Origin of the sequence: Streptomyces sp. NPDC088747 (assembly GCF_044751025.1) — a bacterium.
Classification (GTDB): Bacteria; Actinomycetota; Actinomycetes; order Streptomycetales; family Streptomycetaceae; genus Streptomyces.
Genome location: NZ_JBIVKZ010000007.1, coordinates 345,551 through 366,255, shown reverse-complemented (window position 1 = coordinate 366,255; position 20,705 = coordinate 345,551). Strand labels below are relative to the sequence as shown.

The window sequence follows — 20,705 nt, the reverse complement described above, 5'->3', positions numbered from 1 at the left end:
CGGGCTCAGTCCAGGGGCAGCGAGGTGTCCACGGACCAGCGGCCCAGTGCCATCTCGGCGGTGATGCCGGGACCGAAGCCCGCGATCAGGCCGGTGGCGTCCGCGGCCGGCGCGTCCTGTTCGAAGAGGCGGCGGGCGGCGTCGAAGACCACGGCGCTGGCGATGTTGCCGTACTCGGTCAGCGTGGCCCAGCTGTGCCGGAACACCTGGCGGTCGACGTCGAGGAACTTGGCGAGGTCGTCCAGGATGCGCGGGCCGCCGGCGTGCACGATGTAGAAGTCGAGCTTGCCGATGTCCCAGCTGTGGTCCTTGGCGAACTCCCGCAGCACCGGCGCGAGCGGCTCCATCGTGCCGGGCACGCGGCGGTCCAGCTGGAAGTGGAAGCCGGTGTCGCGCACCGAGTAGGAGATCCAGTCCTCGGTGTTGGGGATGAGGTAGGAGGCGTTGCGCTCCAGCTCGATGCCGACGCCTCCGTTGCCGCGCACCACGGCGGCGGCGACCGCGTCGCCGAACAGGCCGTCGGACAGCAGCGAGCCGATGTCGTCCATGTCGGGCTGGTAGCACAGCGAGCACAGTTCGCACGAGACGATCAGGACGTTGCTGCCCGGGTGCGCGAGGCAGAAGTCGTGGGCGCGGTTGACCGCGGCGCCGCCCGCCGCGCAGCCCAGCTGGGCGATGGGGATCTGCACGGTGTCGGCCTTGAAGCCGAGCTTGTTGATCAGCCAGGCCGTCAGGGAGGGCATCAGGAACCCGGTGCACGACACGTAGATGATCGCGTCGATGTCGCGGGCGGCCACGTCGGCGTTCACCAGGGCCTCTTCGATGACCTGGGGGGTCCGCTTCTTCGACTCGGCCTCGTAGATGCGGTTGCGTTCGGTCAGGCCGGGGTGGCTGAGGGTCTTCTCGATGGGCTGGACGAGATGCCGCTTCTGCACCCCCGTGTTCTGGATCAGCCGGAGCGCCAGCGGAAGCTGCGGCTTTCCGCCGTGGGCCTGGCGGGCGAATTCCAGCGTCTCTTCCATGGTGATGACGTGTTCCGGCGCATTCACCGCGGGCTTGCATAGCCTTGGCATAGGTGGGCTCTGCTTTCTCTCGAGTCTGCCTTCTTTGCGTGAAGAGTCCTTCGCGCACTCCCGGTGCTGCCCGGTCGGGCGGCCGTGAGGCCGGCTGCGCACTGTGACCACGGCACGTCGCGCGCAGCGTCCGGAGCGTCTTCAACCGCCTGCGGCCGGCACGGGGCGGTGCCGGCCGCGGGCGGAGGTCTGTGGGGGCACCCGCCGGCACGCGGCAGGGCGGGGCGGTACGGGCGGGTGCTCGCGCGGAGGCGCGGGGCCGCCGGACCGGGCGGGCCCGGGTGCTCGCGGGTGCGCCGGGCCGCTGTCACGTGGGCGGCGGACGGGGCGGGTGCTCGCGTAGAGGCGCGGGCTGGCCGGAGGCCGGCCGGGCCCCGGTTCTCGCGGGCCGCTGTCACGTGGGCGGCGGACGGGGCGGGCGGTCTGGCCGGAGGCGCGCGGGGTTTCCCGGACTAGGCGGGTCCCGGTTCCCGTCGGCGTGCCGGGCCGCTGTCACGGCTCCGGCCGGTCCGCGCCCGGCGGGTGAGGAGCCGGGGGCCTTGGCGCCGGCCGTCCGCCCGGGGGTGCTGTTGCGGCGTGTGCCGCGGGGCCGTGCCCGGACGCGGACGCGGGGTCGGGCGGCGGGTGTTCGTGTCCCGCACCGGGCCGCCGCGGGACACGAAAGGGTCCGCGGCGCGGGCGGTACGGGGCGGGTCCGGTGCACGGCGCGGGGGTGGTGCGCGGCGGGGGTGGTGCGGGGCGGGGTCAGGCCGCGACCGGCTGGGGGCCGATGCCTGTCAGGGCGGAGAGGATCGGGGGCCGGCTCCAGTCCGGCGGGGACAGCGTGATGTCCAGGAGGTGCGCGGCGCCGCTCTCCACCCGCACCGGGCCCGCGGTGGCCATCAGCGAGGTGAACTCCGCACCGGCGCCACCAGCCGTACCGGCCGTCTCGGCCGCGCCGGCCGGGTGCCGGCCCCGGGCCACCGCGTGGATGTACCAGGTGCCGGCCGGGACGCGGGCCAGCGTGAAGGACCCCGGCGCGGACGCGTTGTTCCAGGAGGCGGGGGTTCCCTGGAGGATCGGGCCCTCGAAGGCGCCGACGTAGACGGGCGAGAGCGCGGTCCCGGCGGTGCGCAGGGCCCCCGTCACCGAGCCGGCGCCCGGGGCGGCCGGCACCGTGGACGGTGCCGCTTCGGGCAGCGCGGGCTCCCGTGTCCCGCCGGGGACCTGGAGCGCCAGCTTGCGGTACTGCGTGGGAGAGAACCCGACCGACTCGGTGAAGCGGCGGGTGAAACTGCCCGTGCTGCTGTAGCCGACCCGCGCCGAGACGTCGGCGACGTTGAGCGAGGTGCTCAGGAGCAGCCGCTTGGCCTCCTGGAGCCGCACGGCGCTCAGGAACCGTCCCGGGGTGACGCCGGTGACCCGGCTGAACACCCGCAGGAAGTGGTACTTGCTGACCATCGCGCTCTGCGCGAGGTCGTCCAGGCTCAGCGGCTCCCAGAAGCGTTCGCGGATGGTGGTGACGGCCTGCTGCACGAGGTGCTCCATGAAGGGCTCCCGATGACGACCGTCCGGCGCTACCGCGGCCGGAGGTCTTGGTTCGCTGGTGCGGGGGCTTCGCTCCGGGGCGGCCTCTGGGCCGGCCCCTCGCGGGGCCTTGCCTGGAGGGGCCGGGGTCCCGGAGCCGGGACAGGCGCGCCGGGCCCTCGGCGGGGGCGGGTGCCGGTGGGGTCCCGCGGGTGTTTCCGCCGGCCGGCAGGGCCGGCGGAAACACCCGGTGCGCAGGACCGGTCGGGGATACGGCGGCCCCCGCCCCCGGGGGCGAGCGCGGCGGTGGGAGCGGTGTCCGGCCCTGGGCGGGGACGTCTGCGGGGTCAACCCGCGGTGGCGGCAGGCCACTTCGGCGTCTCGGAGGGCGAGGGGGCGCGGGGTTCACGGAGCGCGGCGCGGCGGCCGGGGGTGTCCTCCCGCTTCGCCGGGCGCGGTCGTACGGGCCACGCGCGGGCTCCGGCCGGGCGGCAGGGGTACGTCAACGGGCCGCTGGGCGCGGGGAGTTCGGTACCGGGGGCGCCGGGGGTCGGTGCGGGTGCCGGGGATGGTGCTCGGCTGTCGGCTCAGCCGTCACACCCGGCGGCGGTGCGGGCCCGTGCACCAGGGCGGACTCGGTCTCGCCGGTGCGGGGGTGGCGGTACGGCGCTCAACCCCCCGCCGTGGAACGGGTTTTGGGCAGGGGAGGCGTGCTGAAATAGTGACACGGTTGGCATCTCCGCGCCAAGAGCGCCTGAAAGTGACCTGAATCACGTCATCGGTGATCGTGATGCGGAAGTCCCGTACGGGGCGGCCCAATTCACCGGATTCACCGGGGGCAAAAAGATTCCCCGCCGGGCGCGGTGGCCACGGCGGGGAGGGTGAAGGCCCGGTTCAGGCGGCCGTGTTGTGTTCCGGCGGCAGGATCAGGGTGGGCTCCAGGGGTACGCGGACGGCGGGCTCCTCCTGGACCTTCGCCAGGGCGTGCCGCGGGCCCCGCTGCTGGCGCCATCCGGCCTGGGCGGCGACCACCGCGACGTAGGGGATGGCGACTCCGCCGACGAGGGCGCAGACCGCCAGGACCGGCCAGCGGTTCCAGGTGAGGGCCATCAGGACCACGCAGGCGCTGCGCACCAGCATGGCCACGACGTAGCGGCGCTGGCGGCCGCGCACGTCCTGGCTGAGGCCGGTGCGCGCCTGGGTGATGGGCGCGGCCGGGGAGCCGTCCCGGCGCCAGGGGGTGGTGTTCATCGGGCCTCCGTGGATGCGCCGGCGCGGGCGCCGGAAAGCCGGACAGGGGCGGGCTGGTGCCGGGCCGGGCCCGGTTCCGGTGCGGTGCGGGGTCCCTCCCGTGCCGGTTGCCGGCCGGGTGTGGGGCGGCGTACGGCCGTGAAGGGGTGGGACGACGGCGGCGGCGCGGGTGACCGTTCCCCGGTCACCCGCGCCGCCGTGGTCCGGCCCGGTGACTGCGCTGCGCTGTGCTGTGCCGCCGTTCGTGCGGGGCCGGCGGGTCAGTGCTGTTCCTGGTCCGTCTCCCGGCCCTGGACGGCGGCCTGCGGGACGGACTCCCGGTGGCCGTTCTCCCGGTGGCCGTTGGAGGAGGCGTCGCCGTTGGAGGCGGCGTGCCCGTTGGAGGAGTGGCCGGCGTGTTCCAGGGCCTGGCGCATCTCCTGGGGTGTGGGTGTGGCGATCTGGCCGCCGTAGAGCCAGTGGCTGAGGCGGTGGCGCACCTTCTCCGTGCGGCCCTGCGGGTTGGGGACGCCGTCGTGTTCGGGTTCGGCCGCGGGCAGCGGCTGCGGCATGTCCTTGGACAGCAGGGTGTATTCCGCTCCGCGTTCCAGGCGTTCGTGGACCTCGACGAACTCGCCGTGCGGCAGCCGCACGATCCTTCCGCTCTCGCGGCCGTGCAGGAGTTTGTCGCGGTCGCGGCGCTGGAGTCCCAGGCAGATCCGTTTGGTGATGACGTAGGTCAGCGCGGGGACGAGGAACACCCCGATGCGGACCGCCCAGGTGATCGAGTTCAGCGACAGGTGGAAGCGTTCGGCCAGGACGTCGTTGGCGCCGCCGAAGAACAGCACCAGGTACAGGGCGACCATGGACAGCACGAACGAGGTGCGGGTGGGGTGGTCGCGCGGGCGGTCCAGGAGATGGTGCTCGCGTTTGTCACCGGTCACCCAGGCCTCCAGGAACGGCCACAGGCCGATCACCGCCATCATCACGGTGGGCAGGACGACGCCGGGGATCACGATGCCCAGGTTGACGGTGTAGCCGCCGGGGATGACGAACTCCCAGGCGGGCATGGCGCGCAGGGCGCCTTCCAGGAAGCCCATGTACCAGTCGGGCTGGGAGCCCTGGGAGATGAGGTCGGTGCGGTAGGGGCCGAACGCCCACACGGGGTTGATCTGGGCGATGCCCGCGAGCAGCGCGAGGATGCCGGTGACCAGGAAGAAGAAGCCGCCGGCCTTGGCCGTGTAGTGCGGCATCAGGGGCTGGCCGATGACGTTCTTCTCGGTGCGGGCGGGTCCCCGGAACTGGGTGTGCTTGTGGTAGAAGACCAGGATCAGGTGGACGGTCAGCAGTGCCACGATGAGCCCGGGCAGCAGCAGGATGTGGAAGCTGTAGAGCCGGGGGATGGCGTCCTGGCCCGGGAACTCGCCGCCGAACAGGAACATCTGGAGGTAGGTGCCGACCAGCGGGATGGCCAGGGTGATGCCCTCGGCGATGCGCAGGCCGGTGCCCGAGAGCAGGTCGTCGGGGAGTGAGTACCCGAAGAAGCCTTCCAGGGTGACCAGGATCAACAGGGTGAAGCCGAACAGCCAGTTGGCCTCGCGCGGCTTGCGGAACGAGCCGGTGAGCAGGTGCCTGAGCATGTGCAGGCAGAGCGCGCCGATCATGATCAGGGCGGACCAGTGGTGCAGCTGGCGCACCAGGAGGCCGCCGCGCACCTCGAAGCTGATCTCGATCGTGGAGGCGTAGGCCTGGGACATCCGCACGCCCTCCAGCGGGGCGTAGGGGCCGTCGTAGACCGTCTCGGCCATGCTGGGGTCGAAGAAGAAGGTGAGCCAGACTCCGGTCAGGAGCAGCATGACGAAGCTGTAGAGCGCGATCTCGCCGAACATGAACGACCAGTGGTCGGGAAAGACCTTGCGGATCAGGAACCGGAAGTTGTAGATCCCCAGCCGGCCGTCGGTCCAGTCGGCGATGCGTTCGCCCCGCGGCGGCGCTGTGGTGCGCGTGCTCCGCGGCGTCGTGTCGGTCCCGCTCATACCCGCGCGCCCTCCCCTCGCCGCTCTGCTGTGACGGGCATACCCGCACCGGCCGGAAAGCAGTCGGTGGAGTGGGCGGCCTGCCGCGGCGGACGCAGGTGCGTGCCCTGGAGCGGATGTGACGCTAGCGGCCTGCGACGTGGTCGGACAACCGAACTCGAGCCAAACACATGGTCCAACTCGAGTGATTCTTGAGCGAGTTGCGAGTCACCCGGGTATTCATCGGCCTCCCTCGTACACAACAGGCGTCTTTTTTCAGCCCCGTTGCTGGTGCACACCGACTCCCGGCCGTGTAAGTCGGCCTCGGTGGTGGTTAATTGCTCGATTCTCGTCATGTGCCAAGCCTAGGACCGGGTGTGATCCGGGGCACGGCCGGGGCCGGGCCCCCAGGGCTCAGGGGTGTCTGCGGTCGCAGGCGGGGGCCGGGGCCGGCCACTGGGCCGAGGAGCCGGTGGGGCGCGGGTGCGGGGAGCCTGCGGAGACGCCGATGGCGGGGGCGTCCGGGGCGCCGGGGCGGCGGCGGGCGGCGGGGCCGTGGGTGGTGCTGGGAGGCGCGGAGGGGACGGTGGAGGCCGGGGCGGCGGGGCTGCGCAGGGCGGTCCCCCAGGTGCGGGGGCTGCGCAGGGCGGCGGGCGGCGGGGCCGCGCCCTGGAGCTGCTTGAGGAGCAGGGCGGCGGCGTGGGGGCTGGTGGTCGCGGCGGCGGCGATGCGGTGGGTGTAGCGCCTGCCCAGCCGGGCGCGCCATGAGCCCGCCCGGCCTTCGGCGGCGGGGGGCAGGGTGCGGGTGCCGGCCTGCCAGGCGGTGGCGACCTGGTGGGCGAGTGTGTGGCGCAGCCGGTAGCTGAGGCCGACCGGGGTGCCGTGGCTGGCCAGCAGGTGGTCCAGGACCAGGGCGCACTGCACGGCCAGGGTCATGCCGTGGCCGTGGGGCGGGCCGAAGGAGGCGAGCGCGTCGCCGACGACGAGGAACTGGTCGGGCCAGCGGCGCAGTTTCTCGTAGCGGCGCCAGCGGTTCTCGGTGCCGGCGCTGCCGTAGACCGGGCCCAGCGGGGTGGCGCCCTCGATGACGTCGCGCAGCAGCGGGTGGTTGAGGGTGCCGGCGGCCTGCAGGAGTTGGTGGTGGTCGGCGGGCGGGGGTGTGCCGTCGCCGGTGCTGAGCGACACCGACCAGCGGCCGCCCTCGACGGGGTTGAGGATGCCCTGGCGCCAGTTGGCGGGCGAGGCCATGAGGAACAGGCTCTTCCAGTCGGCGACATGGCCCACCGGCGGGGCGAACACGGCGGTGGCGTGGGCGGTGCGGGTGGCGGTGACGGTTTCCAGGGGTGGCTGGTAGCCGAGTTCGGCCAGCCACTGGGGGGCGCGGGAGGCGCGTCCGGAGGCGTCCACCACGAAGTCGGCGGATAACAGGCGTTTGGGGGCCCAGCCGTCGGGGGCCTTGCGGTCGCGGCGGCGTACCCATACGCCGGTGACGGTGTCGTGGCGGCCGCCCTGCAGGGCGACGGCCTCGTGGTGGGGGGCGAAGGCGACCCTGGGGTCGGCGTGCAGCCGGTCGCGCAGGACCGCGTCGATCAGGTCGCGGCCCGCGCTGAGCATCACGGCGTCGGTGCCGGCGCCGGCGCCGGTGCGGGGCAGCCAGCCGGCCGGGCCGAGCAGCAGCATGTCCTGAGGGATGGCGACGCGGACCGCTCCGGCGCCGGCCAGGTCCCGGCCGACGCCGGGAAAGAGCTGTTCAAGTCCCTGGTGGGCGGCGGGCATGAGGCTGTGCGTGTGGCGTGCCTGGGGCACGCCCCGGCGGCGGCCCGCTCCGCGGGGCACCCAGTCGCGCTCGATGACGGTGACCCGGTCCATGAAGTTGGCCAGGGCCCGCGCCGCGGTGAGCCCGGCGAGGCTCGAGCCGATCACCACGGCGTGGCCGTGGCCGCCGCCCTGGCCGGCGACAGTTGCGTCCAGACTCAACTCGGCTGCCCCCCTTGTTGGTTGTGCTTGCATCATGCGGTGCCCGGCCGCCGGTGCGACGGGGTTCGGCCGGTCAAAAGACGCTGCCTCCAGCGGGCTTCGAGGCGTCCTTGAGGGGGCGGGCGCGCGGGGCGGCGCCGCCGGGTACCGGGAGCCGCGGGTGCGGGGGCGCCCACCGGGGCCGGTGCCGGGCCCTCGTCCGGGGCCCCGGGGGCGGTGGGCGATACGGGGGCGCTGCGCGGGCGGGCGGCGTACGGGGGCGGGCGTTACGGGGGGCGCCGGGGGCGCGGAGATGGCCGTATCCCGTTGTTCCGGGCCGGTTTTCGGGGTGCCGGGCCGGATTCCGGAGGGCCGACCGGGGTCCAGGAGGGCAACTGCCGCAAAGCGGTGGGGGCTTCGGGCGCCGAGGGGGCCGGCGCGGTGCCGTGCAAGACGCTTGGGGGGCGGGACCTGGGGTGGAGCGGGGGCGCCGACTGCGACGGGTGGCGCGGGATTTTCGGGGCCGGGGCGCAGCCAGGGCGCCAACTTCTCTGTACGGCCGCGGACTTCGGGTTCTGGGTGGGGCCGGCGCGCCGACTGCGGCGGGTGGCGCGGAATTTCAGGGCGGCCGGGGCGTGGCCAGGTCGCCGCCTTCCGTGGGCGGCAGGGGACTTCAGGGCCGGGATGGGGCCGGTGCGGCTACTGATCTGCACGGTACGGCGCGGCACTTCGGGCCCGGGAATGGAGCAGTAGCGGCAACTGCCTGAGAGGGCGCGGGACTTCGGGTCCGGCGCGTTCCGGGGGTGGTGGGGCTCAGGGGTGGGGGGCGGTGCTGTGCCGTGGGCGGGCCGCTGGGTGTCGGGCTCGTGGGTGGGGTGTGGCGGCCGGGGGTCCGCGGGGGTCCCCGGGGCCGGCCGCCACGGGGGTTACGGGGTGGGGCGGGGGGCGAGGGCGCGGTCCACCAGGGGGCCGGCGGCGCCGGTGTAGGTGGACGGGTCGAGGAGGGTGGCGGCCTCCTGGGGGCTGAGCAGGCCGGCCAGTTGGGGCAGGGCGGCCAGGACGTCGGCCAGCGGGCGGCCGGTGTCGGTGGCGAGCTGGGAGGCCTGGGTGAGCAGGTCCTTGGCGGCCGCCTTGCCCAGGTGCGGTGCCAGGACGGCCGAGATCCGCTCGGAGACGAGCTGCCCGCCGGTCGCCTCCAGGTTGGCGCGCATCCGCCGGGGGTGGACGGTGAGCCCGCGGGCCAGTTCGCGGGCGGTGTAGGCGGCGCCGCCGGTCAGGCGCAGGCATTCGCGCAGCGGCTGCCACTCGGCGTGCCACACCCCCGCCGAGCGCTCGTCCTCGGCGGGCAGGCACTGGATCAGTACGGTGGCCAGGGCGGGCACCTGGAGTGCGGCGGAGCGGATCAGGGTGGCCAGGACGGGGTTGCGTTTGTGCGGCATCGCCGAGGAGGCGCCCCGGCCTGCGGCGGTGGGTTCGCTCACCTCGCCGATCTCGGTGCGGGTCAGGACCAGGACGTCCGCGGCGATCTTGCCCAGGGCGCCGGCGGTGTGGGCGAGGGCGGCGGCCAGGTCGGCTACGGGGGTGCGCAGCGCGTGCCAGGGCAGGACCGGGGCGGCCAGGCCCGTCTCATCGGCGAACGCGGCGCCCAGGCGGTCCACCACGTCGGCGGGGTCGGCGTCCTGTCCGGCGTACTGGAGGTATCCGGCGAGGGTTCCCGCCGCGCCGCCGAGCGCCACCGGAAGGCCGCCGTGGGCGACCTTCTCCAGGCGTTCGGCGGCATCCAGGACCAGGTGGCGCCAGCCGGCCGCCTTGAGTCCGAAGGTGGTGGGGACGGCGTGCAGGGCCAGGGTGCGGCCCGCCATGACGGTGTCGCGGTGGGCGGCCGCGAGGGCGGCCAGGTCGGCGGCCACCGCCCGCAGATCCGCGACGATCAGGCCGAGCGCGCGCTGGGAGACCAGCATCGCGCCGGTGTCGAAGACGTCCTGGCTGGTGGAGCCGCGGTGGACGTACTCGGCGGCCTGCGGGGAGCGTTCGGCGACCTGCGCGGTCAGTGCCTTGACCAGGGCGACCACCGGGTTGGCGGTCTCCCGTGCGGCCAGCGCCAGTTCGCGGACGTCCAGCAGGTCGGCGCGGGCGGTGTCGGTGATGGCCTGGGCGGCGTGGGCGGGCACCGTGCCGCAGCGGGCCTGGGCGCGGGCCAGGGCCGCTTCCGCGTCGAGCATGGCCTGCAGCCAGGCGCGGTCGCCGACGGCGGCCTCGACGGGGGTGCCCGCCCGGACCGGTGAGAGCAGCCCGGCGTCCAGGTGGGCGGAGAGGGTTCCCGTCTGCGGCGGTTCGTGCAGGGAGGTCATGCGCCTGCCTTCGCGTTCGGGGTCATGCGCGGAGCCGACGTCGGGGTCGGCGGCGGGGGCGGTGGTGTGTCGGGGGCCGCCCGTGGGAGGTCCGGCGCCGGGCGGGGTACCGCGAGGACGGCCGCCGCGATGGCGTCGGAGTCCTCCAGGGTGACCGAGCCGACGCCGGGTCTGATGCCCGCGGCGGTCACCCAGTGCACGGACTCGGTGGGCACCCCGTAGGCGAAGCGCCGCGGATGGGGGATGCCCCGGGCGTCGATGAGGCGGTAGGGCCGCTCCGACACGTCCAGGCCGCCGGTCTCGTAGTCCGCGCCGCCCGTGCCGGCCGCGGGGATGCGGTAGGGGCGGCACTGCCCGGTGCGCAGCAGTTCCCTCATCAGCGGGTCCGCGGTGCGCCGCAGGTCGATGTCGGGCAGCCGGGCCTCGATGAGGACGGTGGCCCGTACCCGCACGTCGGGTATCTCGCTGGAGGTGGCGGTGAAGCAGGGGCCGTGTTCGTCGTGCGCGTCGGCGGTGACGTGCAGGCCGGGGCCGGTCACGTCGAGGATGCCGGCGTCCATGAGTGCGGCCATCTCCTCGATGCGGGAGGCCGGGGGGCCGATGGACAGATAGGCGTTGAGCGGGGTGTACCAGCGGTCCAGGGCGTCGCGGTGGGAGGCGGCGGACAGGCCGGCGTGGTCGACGGCGAGCCGCAGTTCGTTGCGCAGGTCCCGCAGGACGTCCAGGGCGGCCTTGACGGGTCCGCTGATGTTGCCCTGGCGGGCCAGGCGGACGTCGTGGTCGAGGCGGGTGCGCAGCCAGCCGCGGAAGGCGGCCAGGTCGCGGCATTCGCCGGGGCCGTAGGGGCGGGCGACCTGCTGCCAGTCCCAGCGGTCGGCCGCGTCGATGCCCGCTTCCTCCAGGAGCCTGTCCTCGGCGGCTCCCGGTTCGGCGTGCAGGTAGCGGTCGGTGAACCGGGAGCGGGCGGAGGGGAGTTCACCGCGCTGGGCGAGCAGCGCCGCGTAGTAGACGGCGCACACCTCCTTGGAGATCAGCGGCCACAGGTCGGCGGTGAAGTCGATGGCGGTGTAGGGGGCGTCGCGGGCGCGGAGCGCCGCGATGTGCTCGGTGGTCAGCAGGCGCGGGAAGTAGCGGCCGTGGGCGCCCTTCTCGTTCTCGCCGCGTGCCTGGTAGGGCATGCCGCGCCGGGATCCGGCGTGCAGGCGCGGTTCGCGGCCCGAGGGCCGGTAGAGGAGCTTGCCCGCGACGCGGGTGAAGACGCCGCCGCGGCCCTGGGTGAACAGGGCCAGGTAGTCGAAGAAGTTGAGCCCCAGGCCGCGCAGCAGGACGTGCCGTCCCGCTTCGATGCCCGACAGGTCCACGTCGGCGGGGTTGGCGGGCGGCAGGTAGGCCAGCTGGTGGCGGGCGGCGAAGTCGGCCAGTTCCCGTTCGGTGTCGGTGAGCTGGGCCGGTACGTGGCCCTGGGCCAGGACGACCGCGGACAGTCCGGACAGCCGGGTGCCGTCCTCCAGGACCACCGTCTGCGCTCCCGCCGCTGTTGCCGGGCCGGCGCCGTCGGGACCGCCGTCGGCGTGGGGGGTGCCGTCCTCGATGCTGTCTGCGTCCGCGTCCTGAAGGGCGACGGCCCGCAGGGCGTGCGTGCGGACGCTCACGTGGGCCGCGCAGTCAGCGACGACCTGGTGGAACACCCAGGTCAGGTAGGAGCCGTAGAGGGCGCGGGTGGGATAGGTGTCCGGGCCCAGGCGGCGTACCTCGGCGAGGATCTCCTCGCCGTAGGGCACCTCGGGCTCGCTCTCCAGGGCGCTGGACTCCAGGGCCTTGGCCCATTCGTAGAGGCTGGGCCCCTCGTCCAGCGGGCCGTCGATGCGGACGCTGGCGTCGGTGTAGACCGTCACCTGGGAGGCGACGGTGTTCATCAGCAGGTGGCGGGACTGCGTGGGGCGCCACACCCGTCCCGAACCCGGCGGGTCGGGGTCGACGACGTGCACGGTGACGGTGTCCCAGCGGGGCGACTTCCGCTCCTGTGCGCAGAGCCGTTCCAGTACGGACAGCCCGCGGGGTCCGGCACCGACGAGACACACCTCCAGATGTGCCCCCGTTCCGCCCCCGGCCTCGGGGGTGGCCTCCCGGGTCGCCGCCCGGTCCGAGGGGACCGGGTCCGCGGGTACCGGATCCGAGAGAACCGGGTCCGAGGGGACCGGGTCCAACGGGGAAAACTGAACGGCCGCCTTCACATGCGGCCCTGCGGTGAGTCCGGCGCGTACTGCGCGTTGGCCTCCGTGCGTACCGTCGTCCACAGCGCCTCCTTCCTCGGCAACCGTCGGGGCAGACGCTCAACCAGGGCTCGGATCCCGGTGGAAGCGTGCTTGAGGAGCAGGAGCCCCACCGCTCGCGGGGGCGCCGCGGCCCTCGGGCGGCGGCGCGGACCGGGGCGCCGCGGTCCCCGGCGTCCCCGGCGCCGCTCGCGCCCCCCGCGTCCCTGCGCCGCCGGCTCCCGGGAGGGGGCCGTCTGCCGGTACAGCCGCACGCGTCCGGGGCTGTACCGAGGCTCGAGATCCCGTCGTTACCTTCGGCGCAGGCGTATCCCCGGGAATTGGACTTTCGGCAGCCCGGGATACGGCGCCCGCATCCGGCAGGGATGCGGGAAGGGAACCCGGAGTTCTCCCGGACAGGGCCGGACGCGAAATGGGGAATTGTTCCTGCTCGCGCCGTGCCGCCGTCTCGCCCGCAAGGGCGGGCGGCGGCGGCCCGGCCCGTTCGCGGAACTCTCCGGGCGCCTGGGAAAACTTCTGGGAATCGCCGGGGGAATGGAAAGCACATGACAGCTGAGTCCATCGAGAGAATCAGGGCCGACGCTTTCGGCGGTCGGCCGGAAACGGTTGCCGTGGATTCCTGAAGAGGGATCACCGCACCGGAATCGATACGTCTTTCACTGGCCTGGGCAGGGGATCCGGTCGCACCGGCCGCCTTCTCCCCCAGGACCACCGGTCATGAAATGAACTGCCGCGGCCCGGACGGTCATCCATGTGTTCCGTGCCGGCCGCGGGGGCGAGTCACCTCATGCAGGAGATTCAATGAAGGTCCACCCGTGCCCCAGAAACCACGTCCAGGAGATCCCCGCCGCGGCCGGCTCCGCGCTGTGCGTCCGCTGTATCGGGCAGGCGGAGCACAACCTGCGCATCCTTCCCGTTCTCCATCAGGAGAGCCTGCACCATCTGTCACCGACACCCAGGCGGACGAACCCGACGAAGGTCTCGGGGAGCCGTAAACGGGACCACCTGGATATTTCCGTGCTCGATGCCCGGCACAACATTCTCGCGATCCTCGAGTCCTGGTCGGGGATCGTCGTGGAGAAACTCGGCCGCGTCTCGCCGGACCGGTCCGTCCCCCAGCTGGCGCGGTTCCTGACGGTGAACCTGGAATGGATCACCGCTCAGCCTCCGGCCGCCGACTTCGCGGACGAGATCGAAAGCATCGCCGCCGAGTTGCGCCGCACCATCGACCCCGATCCCAGCGAACTGTCCACGCTCACCAGGAAGTGCGTCGTGAACGACTGCGCCGGGACGATCACCGCCGAACCGCAGCGGGGCGGCGGCAAAGCCAGGAGCAGTATCACCTGCTCGTCAGGACACTCATGGGAGATGCGGGAATGGCTCGCTCTGCGACAGCTCATCGAGCGGCAACGGAAGAGCGTCAGCGCATGACCAGGCCGCCGCGTCACCGGCTCGTCCCCACGAATGTGGCCGCCCTCGCGGTGGGCGTCACCGAGGCGACCATCCGGAAATGGGTGAGCCGGGGGAAGATAACCCGCTACGGCGCGCCGGGCCGCTCGGAATTCGACATCGAGGAACTCACGGAGATCGCCCTGCACCGCCACGCCTGACGTCCCGGCACCGCCCGGACACCCTCCCGGCGGTGCCTCAGCGCCGCCCGCCGCGCCGTCCACCGTGCCGCCCGCGGTGCCCTCGCCCGCGGCGCGGTTTCCGTGGCCGTGCGGGACCGTTCCCCACGGGGGGCGGGCCGGGCGGGTGCTTCGGCGCCCGCGGCGAGGCGCCCGCACCGCCGGGACGGGAGCGGCGAGGCGTTCGGCGGGGCGGGAACTGCGGGGCGCTCCGCGTGATGCCGCCGGCCCGGGTCCGCCTGGGCCGGGGGCGCGCGGGCCGGGGGCGCCCGGGTTTCGGCCGTGCCCTTCCCGTCCCGGGACCGGCACGGCGTATCCGCGGGACCCGCGGCCCCTTCCAACCCCACGGCACCACCACCGCGTCACCGCGTCACGAAGTCACCGCCTCACCGCACCGCGGAGTCACCGTGGCACCGGCATGATGGACGGGCCGGGCGTGGTGAACGCCCCTTTCGCGGGCCCGAGTTGCTGCGCGGCGACAGCCACGTTCCGGCATCGGCGGCCCACGGCGCGAGCGACCCCGGCCCACTGCGACGTGAGCAGCCCGGGCCCGGTTTACCGTGACGCGAGCGGCCCGCACCCGGCGCCACCCCGGCCCCGACGGGGAAGCCCGCGCGAGGCAGGCCTCGCGCGCCCCCGCCTCTCCCCCGGGCCTGGCACCCGGCGCCCGTCGGCGTCGGGCCATGACCGCGCACCTCGCGCCACTCCGCCGCCCGTGCCGGGCCAACCACCCCCGCCGCGCCGCGCGTTGGCGTCACCATCCCGCTCCCCGCGCCCCGGACCGCCCCGGCCGCACCCATCTCCCGCCCCGGGCAGGCTCCCTGACGCCCCGTCACCCCCGCCCGAGTGACCTACGTCACTCGACGGCCTCTGGCGTGGGGATCCGCCCCGTGTCACTATTTGCGTACGTCTTCCCTGCCCAAAAATTGTTGGGGGCACGGGAGTTCGGCTCCGCGTCCACCGTCTGCACCGCGTCCGTACCGGACGCCGGTCCGCGGGGACGGGACGCGGTCCCTGCCCGATGCGGCATCCGCTGTCCTGCGCCTTCCCGGTGTCCATGCCCGGGGCCGGCACGGACGGCCTTCCCCTGTGGCCCGGTGAACCCCTGTGCCCCGTACGGCTGTTGCCGTCGCGTGCGCCGGGGCCGGGGTCCGTGGCGTACGCGGCCGGTGCGGCCCCTCGGGGCACTTTCCCCGGCCGCCGGATCCCGCGGGTGACCACGCTCCCGGGGATTTCTGAATGGTTCGTTCCTTCCTAGGAATCTGGATGACGATCTCGATGCCCATACGACAAGGGGAGCTGAGTGCGTTGGCTATACCGACCTCAGCGGCGGGAGTATCAGAAAGCCACTGGGTACGCTCAGTCGGCACCGGCCGCGCTCATGCCAAGTCCATTCTGCTGGGGGAGCACGCGGTCGTCTACGGAGCTCCGGCGCTCGCTCTTCCCATCCCGCAGCTGCCGGTCACCGCGAGCGCCGGGTGGTCCTCGGGTCCCGCGCGTGAACCGGGCGGTGTGTCCTTCACGATGACCGGCTCCGCCTGGCGGCGGGTGGGGACGCAGGGCTCGGAGGGACTGCGCCGGATGGTCGCGGAGTTCCTGGCCGCCCACGGCGGTGCGCAGGGCCCGCACCTCGACGTGATCATCGACGGTGCGGTGCCGCCCGGCAGAGGCCTGGGCTCCAGCGCGGCGTGCGCGCGGGCGGTCGTATGGGCGCTGGCCGATCTCTTCGGGCACGAGGTGAGCGAGCAGGGGGCGTTCGACCTGGTGCAGACGGCCGAGAACGTGGTGCACGGCAGGTCCAGCGGCGTCGACGCCATGGCGGTCGGGGCGCTGGCGCCGCTGCGGTTCCAGGCGGGCCGGGCCCGGGAGCTGAGTGTGGGCTGCGAGGGCCTGTTCATCATCGCGGACAGCGGGGTGGTGGGCAGCACCAAGGACGCGGTCGGCCTGCTGCGTGAGGGGTTCCAGCGGCACCGTGGGGCGCAGGAGAGCTTTGTGCGCCGGGCCGGTGAACTGACCGAGGAGGCCCGCCTGGCGCTGGCCGAGGGCAAGCCGGAGGAGCTCGGCTCACGGCTCACCGACTATCACGGCCTGCTGCGGGCGGCCGGTCTGAGCACCGAGGGCATCGAGGCGCTGGTGGATGCCGCGCTCGCGGCGGGCAGCCTCGGCGCCAAGATCACCGGAGGGGGTCTGGGCGGCTGCGTGATCGCGCTGACCCAGCCGGAGCGGGCCCGGGAGGTCACCCGGCAGCTGCACGACGCCGGCGCCGTGCAGAGCTGGGTCGTGCCGCTGAAGAGGACGGCACACCATGGCTGAGCGGCGTACGACGGTGATCGGGCCGCGGCGCCAGGACCGCAGCGCCGGGGCCACCGCGATCGCGCATCCGAACATCGCGCTGGTCAAGTACTGGGGCAAGCGGGACGAGCAGCTGATGCTGCCCCGCACCGACAGCCTGTCGATGACGCTGGACATCTTCCCCACCACCACCCGCGTCCGCCTGGACGCCGACGCGGGCAGTGACGCGGTGACGTTCAACGGCGAGGCGGCCACCGGCGAGGCGCAGCGGCGCATCGTCGCCTTCCTCGATCTGGTCAGGGAGCGGGCCGGGAGCAGCCGGCGGGCGGTGGTGGACACCGAGAACACGGTGCCCACCGGGGCGGGTCTGGCGTCCTCGGCCAGCGGGTTCGCCGCGCTGGCGGTGGCCGCGGCGGCGGCGTACGGGCTGGGCCTGGACGCCACCGCGCTGTCCAGGCTGGCGCGGCGCGGCTCGGGGTCGGCCTCGCGGTCGCTGTTCGGCGGGTTCGCCGTCTGGCATGCCGGGCCTGCGGCCACCAGCGGCGTAGAGGCGGACCTGAGTTCCTACGCCGAGCCGGTGGCGGCCGCGCGGCTGGATCCCGCGCTGGTGATCGCGGTGGTCAACGCGGGGCCCAAGGCGGTGTCCAGCCGCACCGCGATGCGCCGCACCGTGGACACCTCGCCGCTCTACGCGCCGTGGGCCGCCTCCAGCGGGGACGACCTGACCGCCATGCGGGCGGCGCTGGTGCGCGGTGACCTGGAGGCGGTGGGTGAGATCGCCGAGCGCAACGCGCTGGGGATGCACGCGACGATGCTGGCGGCGCGTCCCGCGGTGCGCTATCTGTCGCCGGCCACGCTCACCGTGCTGGACAGTGTGCTGGAGCTGCGGCGTGCGGGGATCGCGGCCTACGCGACCATGGACGCCGGGCCGAACGTGAAGGTGCTGTGCCGGCGCGGGGACGCGGAGCGGGTGGCCCACGCGGTGCGCGCGGCCGCCGCGGGCGGCGCGGTGCACATCGCCGGGCCGGGGCCCGGGGCGCGGCTGCTGCCCGGGCAGGCGCCGTGAGCGCCGGGGCGGCGGTGGTGCGCAGTGCGCCGGGCAAGCTGTTCGTCGCCGGTGAGTACGCGGTGGTGGAGAGCGGCACCCCGGCGATCCTGGTCGCGGTCGACCGGCGGATCACCGTCACCGTCTCCCCCGCCCAGAAGCCCGGCGTGCTGATCTCCTCCGACCTCACCACGCGGGCGGTGCGCTCGCGTTGGAGCCGGGGCCGCCTCGTGCCCGCCGACGGCCCGCCCGGCACGGCAACAGCAACAGCAACAGCGGAGGCAACGGCGGCCGGTGCGGCGGGGGGTGGGGAGCAGACGCGGCGGGCGCTGGCGCATGTGCTGGCGGCGGTGGAGAGCGTGGGCGGGCTGCTGGCCGAGCACGGCCGGCCGCTGCCCGACCTGAGTCTGTCGGTCAGCAGCACCCTGCACGAGGGCGGCCGGAAGCTGGGCCTGGGCTCCAGCGGGGCGGTGACCGCGGCGAGCGTGGCGGCCGTGGCGGCGTTCTGCGGGCTGGACCTCACCGCCGATGCCCGGTTCCGCCTGGCGCTGCTGGCCACCGCCCGCATCGACCCCAAGGGCTCCGGCGGTGATCTCGCCGCCAGTACCTGGGGCGGCTGGATCACCTACCGGGCGCCCGACCGGGAGCAGGTGCTGGAGATGGCCGCCCGCCTGGGTGTTGCGCAGGCCCTGCGCGAGGAGTGGCCCGGCTACGGGGTGCGGCGGCTGCCGCCGCCCGCGGGCCTGGAGCTGGAGGTGGGCTGGACCGGGAACCCGGCGTCCACCACGTCCCTGGTGGCCGACCTGCACCGGCGGACCTGGCGGGGCACCGCCTCGCACCACACGTTCGTGCGGACCACCACCGACGTGGTCGAGGGCGCCGTCGCGGCCCTTCAGGCCGGTGACGGCCCCGCTCTGCTGCACCAGATCCGGCGGGCCCGCCAGGAGCTGGCCCGTCTGGACGACGAGGTCGGCCTGGGCATCTTCACCCCCGAGCTGACGGCCCTGTGCGAGGCGGCCGAGTGCGTCGGCGGCGCGGCCAAGCCCTCGGGCGCCGGCGGCGGGGACTGCGGCATCGCCCTGCTGGACGCACACACGCCCAACGACATCTCCCACGTACGGCAACGGTGGGCCGCGGCCGGGGTCCTGCCCCTGCCGCTGCGTCCCGCCATGGAAGGGATCGAGGAATGAGCGCTCAGCGCAAGGACGACCACGTCCGGCTCGCCATCGAGCAGCAGCACACCCGCACCGCAGCCAACCAGTTCGACGAGGTGTCCTTCGTCCACCACGCGCTGGCCGGCATCGACCGGCCCCAGGTGTCCCTGGCCACGTCCTTCGCCGGGATCTCCTGGCCGGTGCCGCTCTACATCAACGCGATGACCGGGGGCAGCGCCAACACCGGTGCCATCAACCGGGATCTGGCGATCGCCGCCCGCGAGACCGGCGTGCCCATCGCGTCGGGATCGGTGAACGCCTACTTCAAGGACGCCTCGTGCGCGGACACCTTCCAGGTGCTGCGCCGGGAGAACCCGGACGGGTTCGTGATGGCCAACGTGAACGCGACGGCCTCCACCGACAACGCGCGCCGCGCCGTGGACCTGCTGGGCGCGAACGCCCTGCAGATCCACCTCAACACCGCGCAGGAGACGGCGATGCCCGAGGGCGACCGGTCCTTCTCCGCGTGGGTGGGGCAGATCGCGGAGATCTGCGCGGCCGTCGACGTCCCCGTGATCGTCAAGGAGGTCGGCAACGGGCTGAGCCGGGAGACCCTGGTGACGCTGGAGACGCTGGGGGTGCGGGTGGCGGACCTCAGCGGCCGCGGCGGCACCGACTTCGCCCGTATCGAGAACGGCCGCCGGGAGCTGGCGGACTACGCCTTCCTGCACGGCTGGGGCCAGTCGACGGCGGCCTGTCTGCTGGACGCGCAGGGCGCCGGCCTGCCGGTGCTGGCCTCGGGCGGGGTGCGTGACCCGCTGGACGTGGCCCGCGCGCTGGCGCTGGGCGCCCGCGGTGTGGGCGTGTCGGGGGGTTTCCTGCGGACCCTGCTGGACGGGGGTGTCAGCGCGCTGGTCGCGCAGATCTCCACCTGGCTGGACCAGCTGGCGGCCCTGCAGACCATGCTCGGCGCGCGCACCCCGCAGGACCTCACCCGCTGCGACCTGCTGATCCAGGGCAGCCTGCGTTCCTTCTGCGCCGACCGCGGCATCCAGACGCGGCAGCTGGCCCAGCGTTCCAGCTCCATCGACGCCCTCCGCGAGATGACGGGAAGCACACGATGACCGACGCACACGCGATAGCCGGGGTCCCGATGAAGTGGGTGGGGCCCCTTCGCATTTCCGGGAACGTCGCCACCACCGAGACCCATGTCCCGCTCGCCACCTACGAGTCGCCGCTGTGGCCCTCGGTGGGCCGCGGCGCGAAGGTGTCCATGCTGGCCCCCGACGGCATCGTCGCCACCCTGGTGGACGAGCGGATGACCCGCTCGGTGCTGGTGGAGGCCCGCGACGCGCAGACCGCGTACGCGGCCGCGCAGAACATCCACGCGCGGACGGAGGAGCTGCGCGAGGTGGTGCGCGGATGCAGCCGCTTCGCCGAACTCATCGGCATACGGCACGAGATCACCGCCAACCTGCTGTTCGTCCGCTTCGAGTTCTCCACCGGCGACGCCTCCGGGCACAACATGGCCACCCTCGCCTCCGACGCGCTCCTGGGTCACCTGCTGGAGACGGTCCCCGGCATCTCCTACGGGTCGATCTCGGGGAACTACTGCACGGACAAGAAGGCCACCGCCATCAACGGCATCCTGGGGCGCGGCAAGAACGTCGTCACCGAACTGCTGGTGCCGCGCGAGGTGGTCACCGATGTCCTGCACACCACGGCCGCCAAGGTCGCCGAGCTGAACATCCGCAAGAACCTCCTGGGCACCCTGCTGGCCGGCGGCATCCGCTCGGCCAACGCCCACTTCGCGAACATGCTCCTGGGCTTCTACCTGGCCACCGGCCAGGACGCGGCCAACATCGTCGAGGGCTCCCAGGGCATCACGATGGCCGAGGACCGCGACGGCGACCTCTACTTCTCCTGCACGCTGCCCAACCTGATCGTGGGCAGCGTGGGCAACGGCAAGGGGCTGGGCTTCGTGGAGACGAACCTGACCCGCCTGGGCTGCCGCGCCGAACGCGAGACGGGCGCCAACGCCCGCCGCCTCGCCGTCATCGCCGCCGCGACCGTGCTGTGCGGGGAGCTGTCCCTGCTCGCCGCGCAGACCAACCCGGGTGAACTCATGCAGGCACACGTCCGTCTCGAACGCGACCACAAGACCGCAAAGGTTGGTGCATAG

Annotated in this window: 14 protein-coding genes; 7 read left to right on the top strand and 7 right to left on the bottom strand. The window is 73.9% G+C overall.

Annotated features, from left to right (window positions below; all coding sequences use genetic code 11):
- Positions 1-5 precede the first annotated feature (5 nt).
- From ACIP79_RS19605 to ACIP79_RS19575, 7 genes are all read right to left on the bottom strand, one after another.
- Positions 6-1,073: a type III polyketide synthase gene (locus tag ACIP79_RS19605; RefSeq protein ID WP_401224852.1), complete on the bottom strand. Its 1,068-nt coding sequence runs from the start codon at positions 1,071-1,073 to the stop codon at positions 6-8.
- A gap of 744 nt (positions 1,074-1,817) precedes the next feature.
- A complete protein-coding gene (locus ACIP79_RS19600) occupies positions 1,818-2,600 on the bottom strand; it encodes a helix-turn-helix transcriptional regulator (protein WP_401224850.1) in 783 nt (260 codons plus the stop codon).
- A gap of 873 nt (positions 2,601-3,473) precedes the next feature.
- The gene (locus ACIP79_RS19595) at positions 3,474-3,830 is read right to left on the bottom strand and encodes a DUF3099 domain-containing protein (protein WP_401224847.1); all 357 of its coding nucleotides are present in this window, start codon (positions 3,828-3,830) and stop codon (positions 3,474-3,476) included.
- 260 nt (positions 3,831-4,090) lie between these two features.
- A complete protein-coding gene (locus ACIP79_RS19590) occupies positions 4,091-5,845 on the bottom strand; it encodes a cytochrome bc complex cytochrome b subunit (protein ID WP_401224844.1) in 1,755 nt (584 codons plus the stop codon).
- A gap of 393 nt (positions 5,846-6,238) precedes the next feature.
- Positions 6,239-7,801 carry an NAD(P)-binding protein gene (locus tag ACIP79_RS19585; RefSeq protein WP_401224842.1) on the bottom strand — a complete coding sequence of 521 codons (1,563 nt, stop codon included), beginning with the start codon at positions 7,799-7,801 and terminating at the stop codon, positions 6,239-6,241.
- Between the two features lie 905 nt (positions 7,802-8,706).
- On the bottom strand, positions 8,707-10,131 hold the full coding sequence (pcaB, locus tag ACIP79_RS19580; protein WP_401224840.1) for a 3-carboxy-cis,cis-muconate cycloisomerase: 1,425 nt from the start codon (positions 10,129-10,131) through the stop codon (positions 8,707-8,709).
- Positions 10,128-12,212, bottom strand: coding sequence for an FAD/NAD(P)-binding protein (locus ACIP79_RS19575; protein ID WP_401225006.1), 2,085 nt, complete (start codon positions 12,210-12,212; stop codon positions 10,128-10,130). The genes pcaB and ACIP79_RS19575 overlap by 4 nt, the downstream gene beginning before the upstream one ends.
- Positions 12,213-13,205: 993 nt before the next feature.
- On the opposite strand from ACIP79_RS19575, the gene ACIP79_RS19570 reads away from it, so the two are divergent.
- The 7 genes from ACIP79_RS19570 to ACIP79_RS19540 all read left to right on the top strand — a co-directional run bounded on the left by ACIP79_RS19570 (position 13,206) and on the right by ACIP79_RS19540 (position 20,705).
- Entirely contained in the window at positions 13,206-13,835 is a 630-nt protein-coding gene (locus tag ACIP79_RS19570; protein ID WP_401224838.1) for a hypothetical protein, read from the top strand.
- Positions 13,832-14,014, top strand: a complete 183-nt coding sequence (locus ACIP79_RS19565; protein ID WP_383687725.1) for a hypothetical protein — start codon at positions 13,832-13,834, stop codon at positions 14,012-14,014. The genes ACIP79_RS19570 and ACIP79_RS19565 overlap by 4 nt, the downstream gene beginning before the upstream one ends.
- Before the next feature lie 1,257 nt (positions 14,015-15,271).
- A complete protein-coding gene (gene mvk, locus ACIP79_RS19560; RefSeq protein WP_401224835.1) occupies positions 15,272-16,345 on the top strand; it encodes a mevalonate kinase in 1,074 nt (357 codons plus the stop codon).
- Positions 16,338-17,390: a diphosphomevalonate decarboxylase gene (gene mvaD, locus ACIP79_RS19555; protein WP_401224833.1), complete on the top strand. Its 1,053-nt coding sequence runs from the start codon at positions 16,338-16,340 to the stop codon at positions 17,388-17,390. Before mvk ends, mvaD begins: the two co-directional genes overlap by 8 nt.
- The gene (locus ACIP79_RS19550) at positions 17,387-18,559 is read left to right on the top strand and encodes a phosphomevalonate kinase (protein WP_401224830.1); all 1,173 of its coding nucleotides are present in this window, start codon (positions 17,387-17,389) and stop codon (positions 18,557-18,559) included. Before mvaD ends, ACIP79_RS19550 begins: the two co-directional genes overlap by 4 nt.
- The gene (gene fni / locus ACIP79_RS19545; RefSeq protein ID WP_401224827.1) at positions 18,556-19,647 is read left to right on the top strand and encodes a type 2 isopentenyl-diphosphate Delta-isomerase; all 1,092 of its coding nucleotides are present in this window, start codon (positions 18,556-18,558) and stop codon (positions 19,645-19,647) included. Before ACIP79_RS19550 ends, fni begins: the two co-directional genes overlap by 4 nt.
- Positions 19,644-20,705 carry a hydroxymethylglutaryl-CoA reductase gene (locus ACIP79_RS19540; protein ID WP_401224824.1) on the top strand — a complete coding sequence of 354 codons (1,062 nt, stop codon included), beginning with the start codon at positions 19,644-19,646 and terminating at the stop codon, positions 20,703-20,705. The genes fni and ACIP79_RS19540 overlap by 4 nt, the downstream gene beginning before the upstream one ends.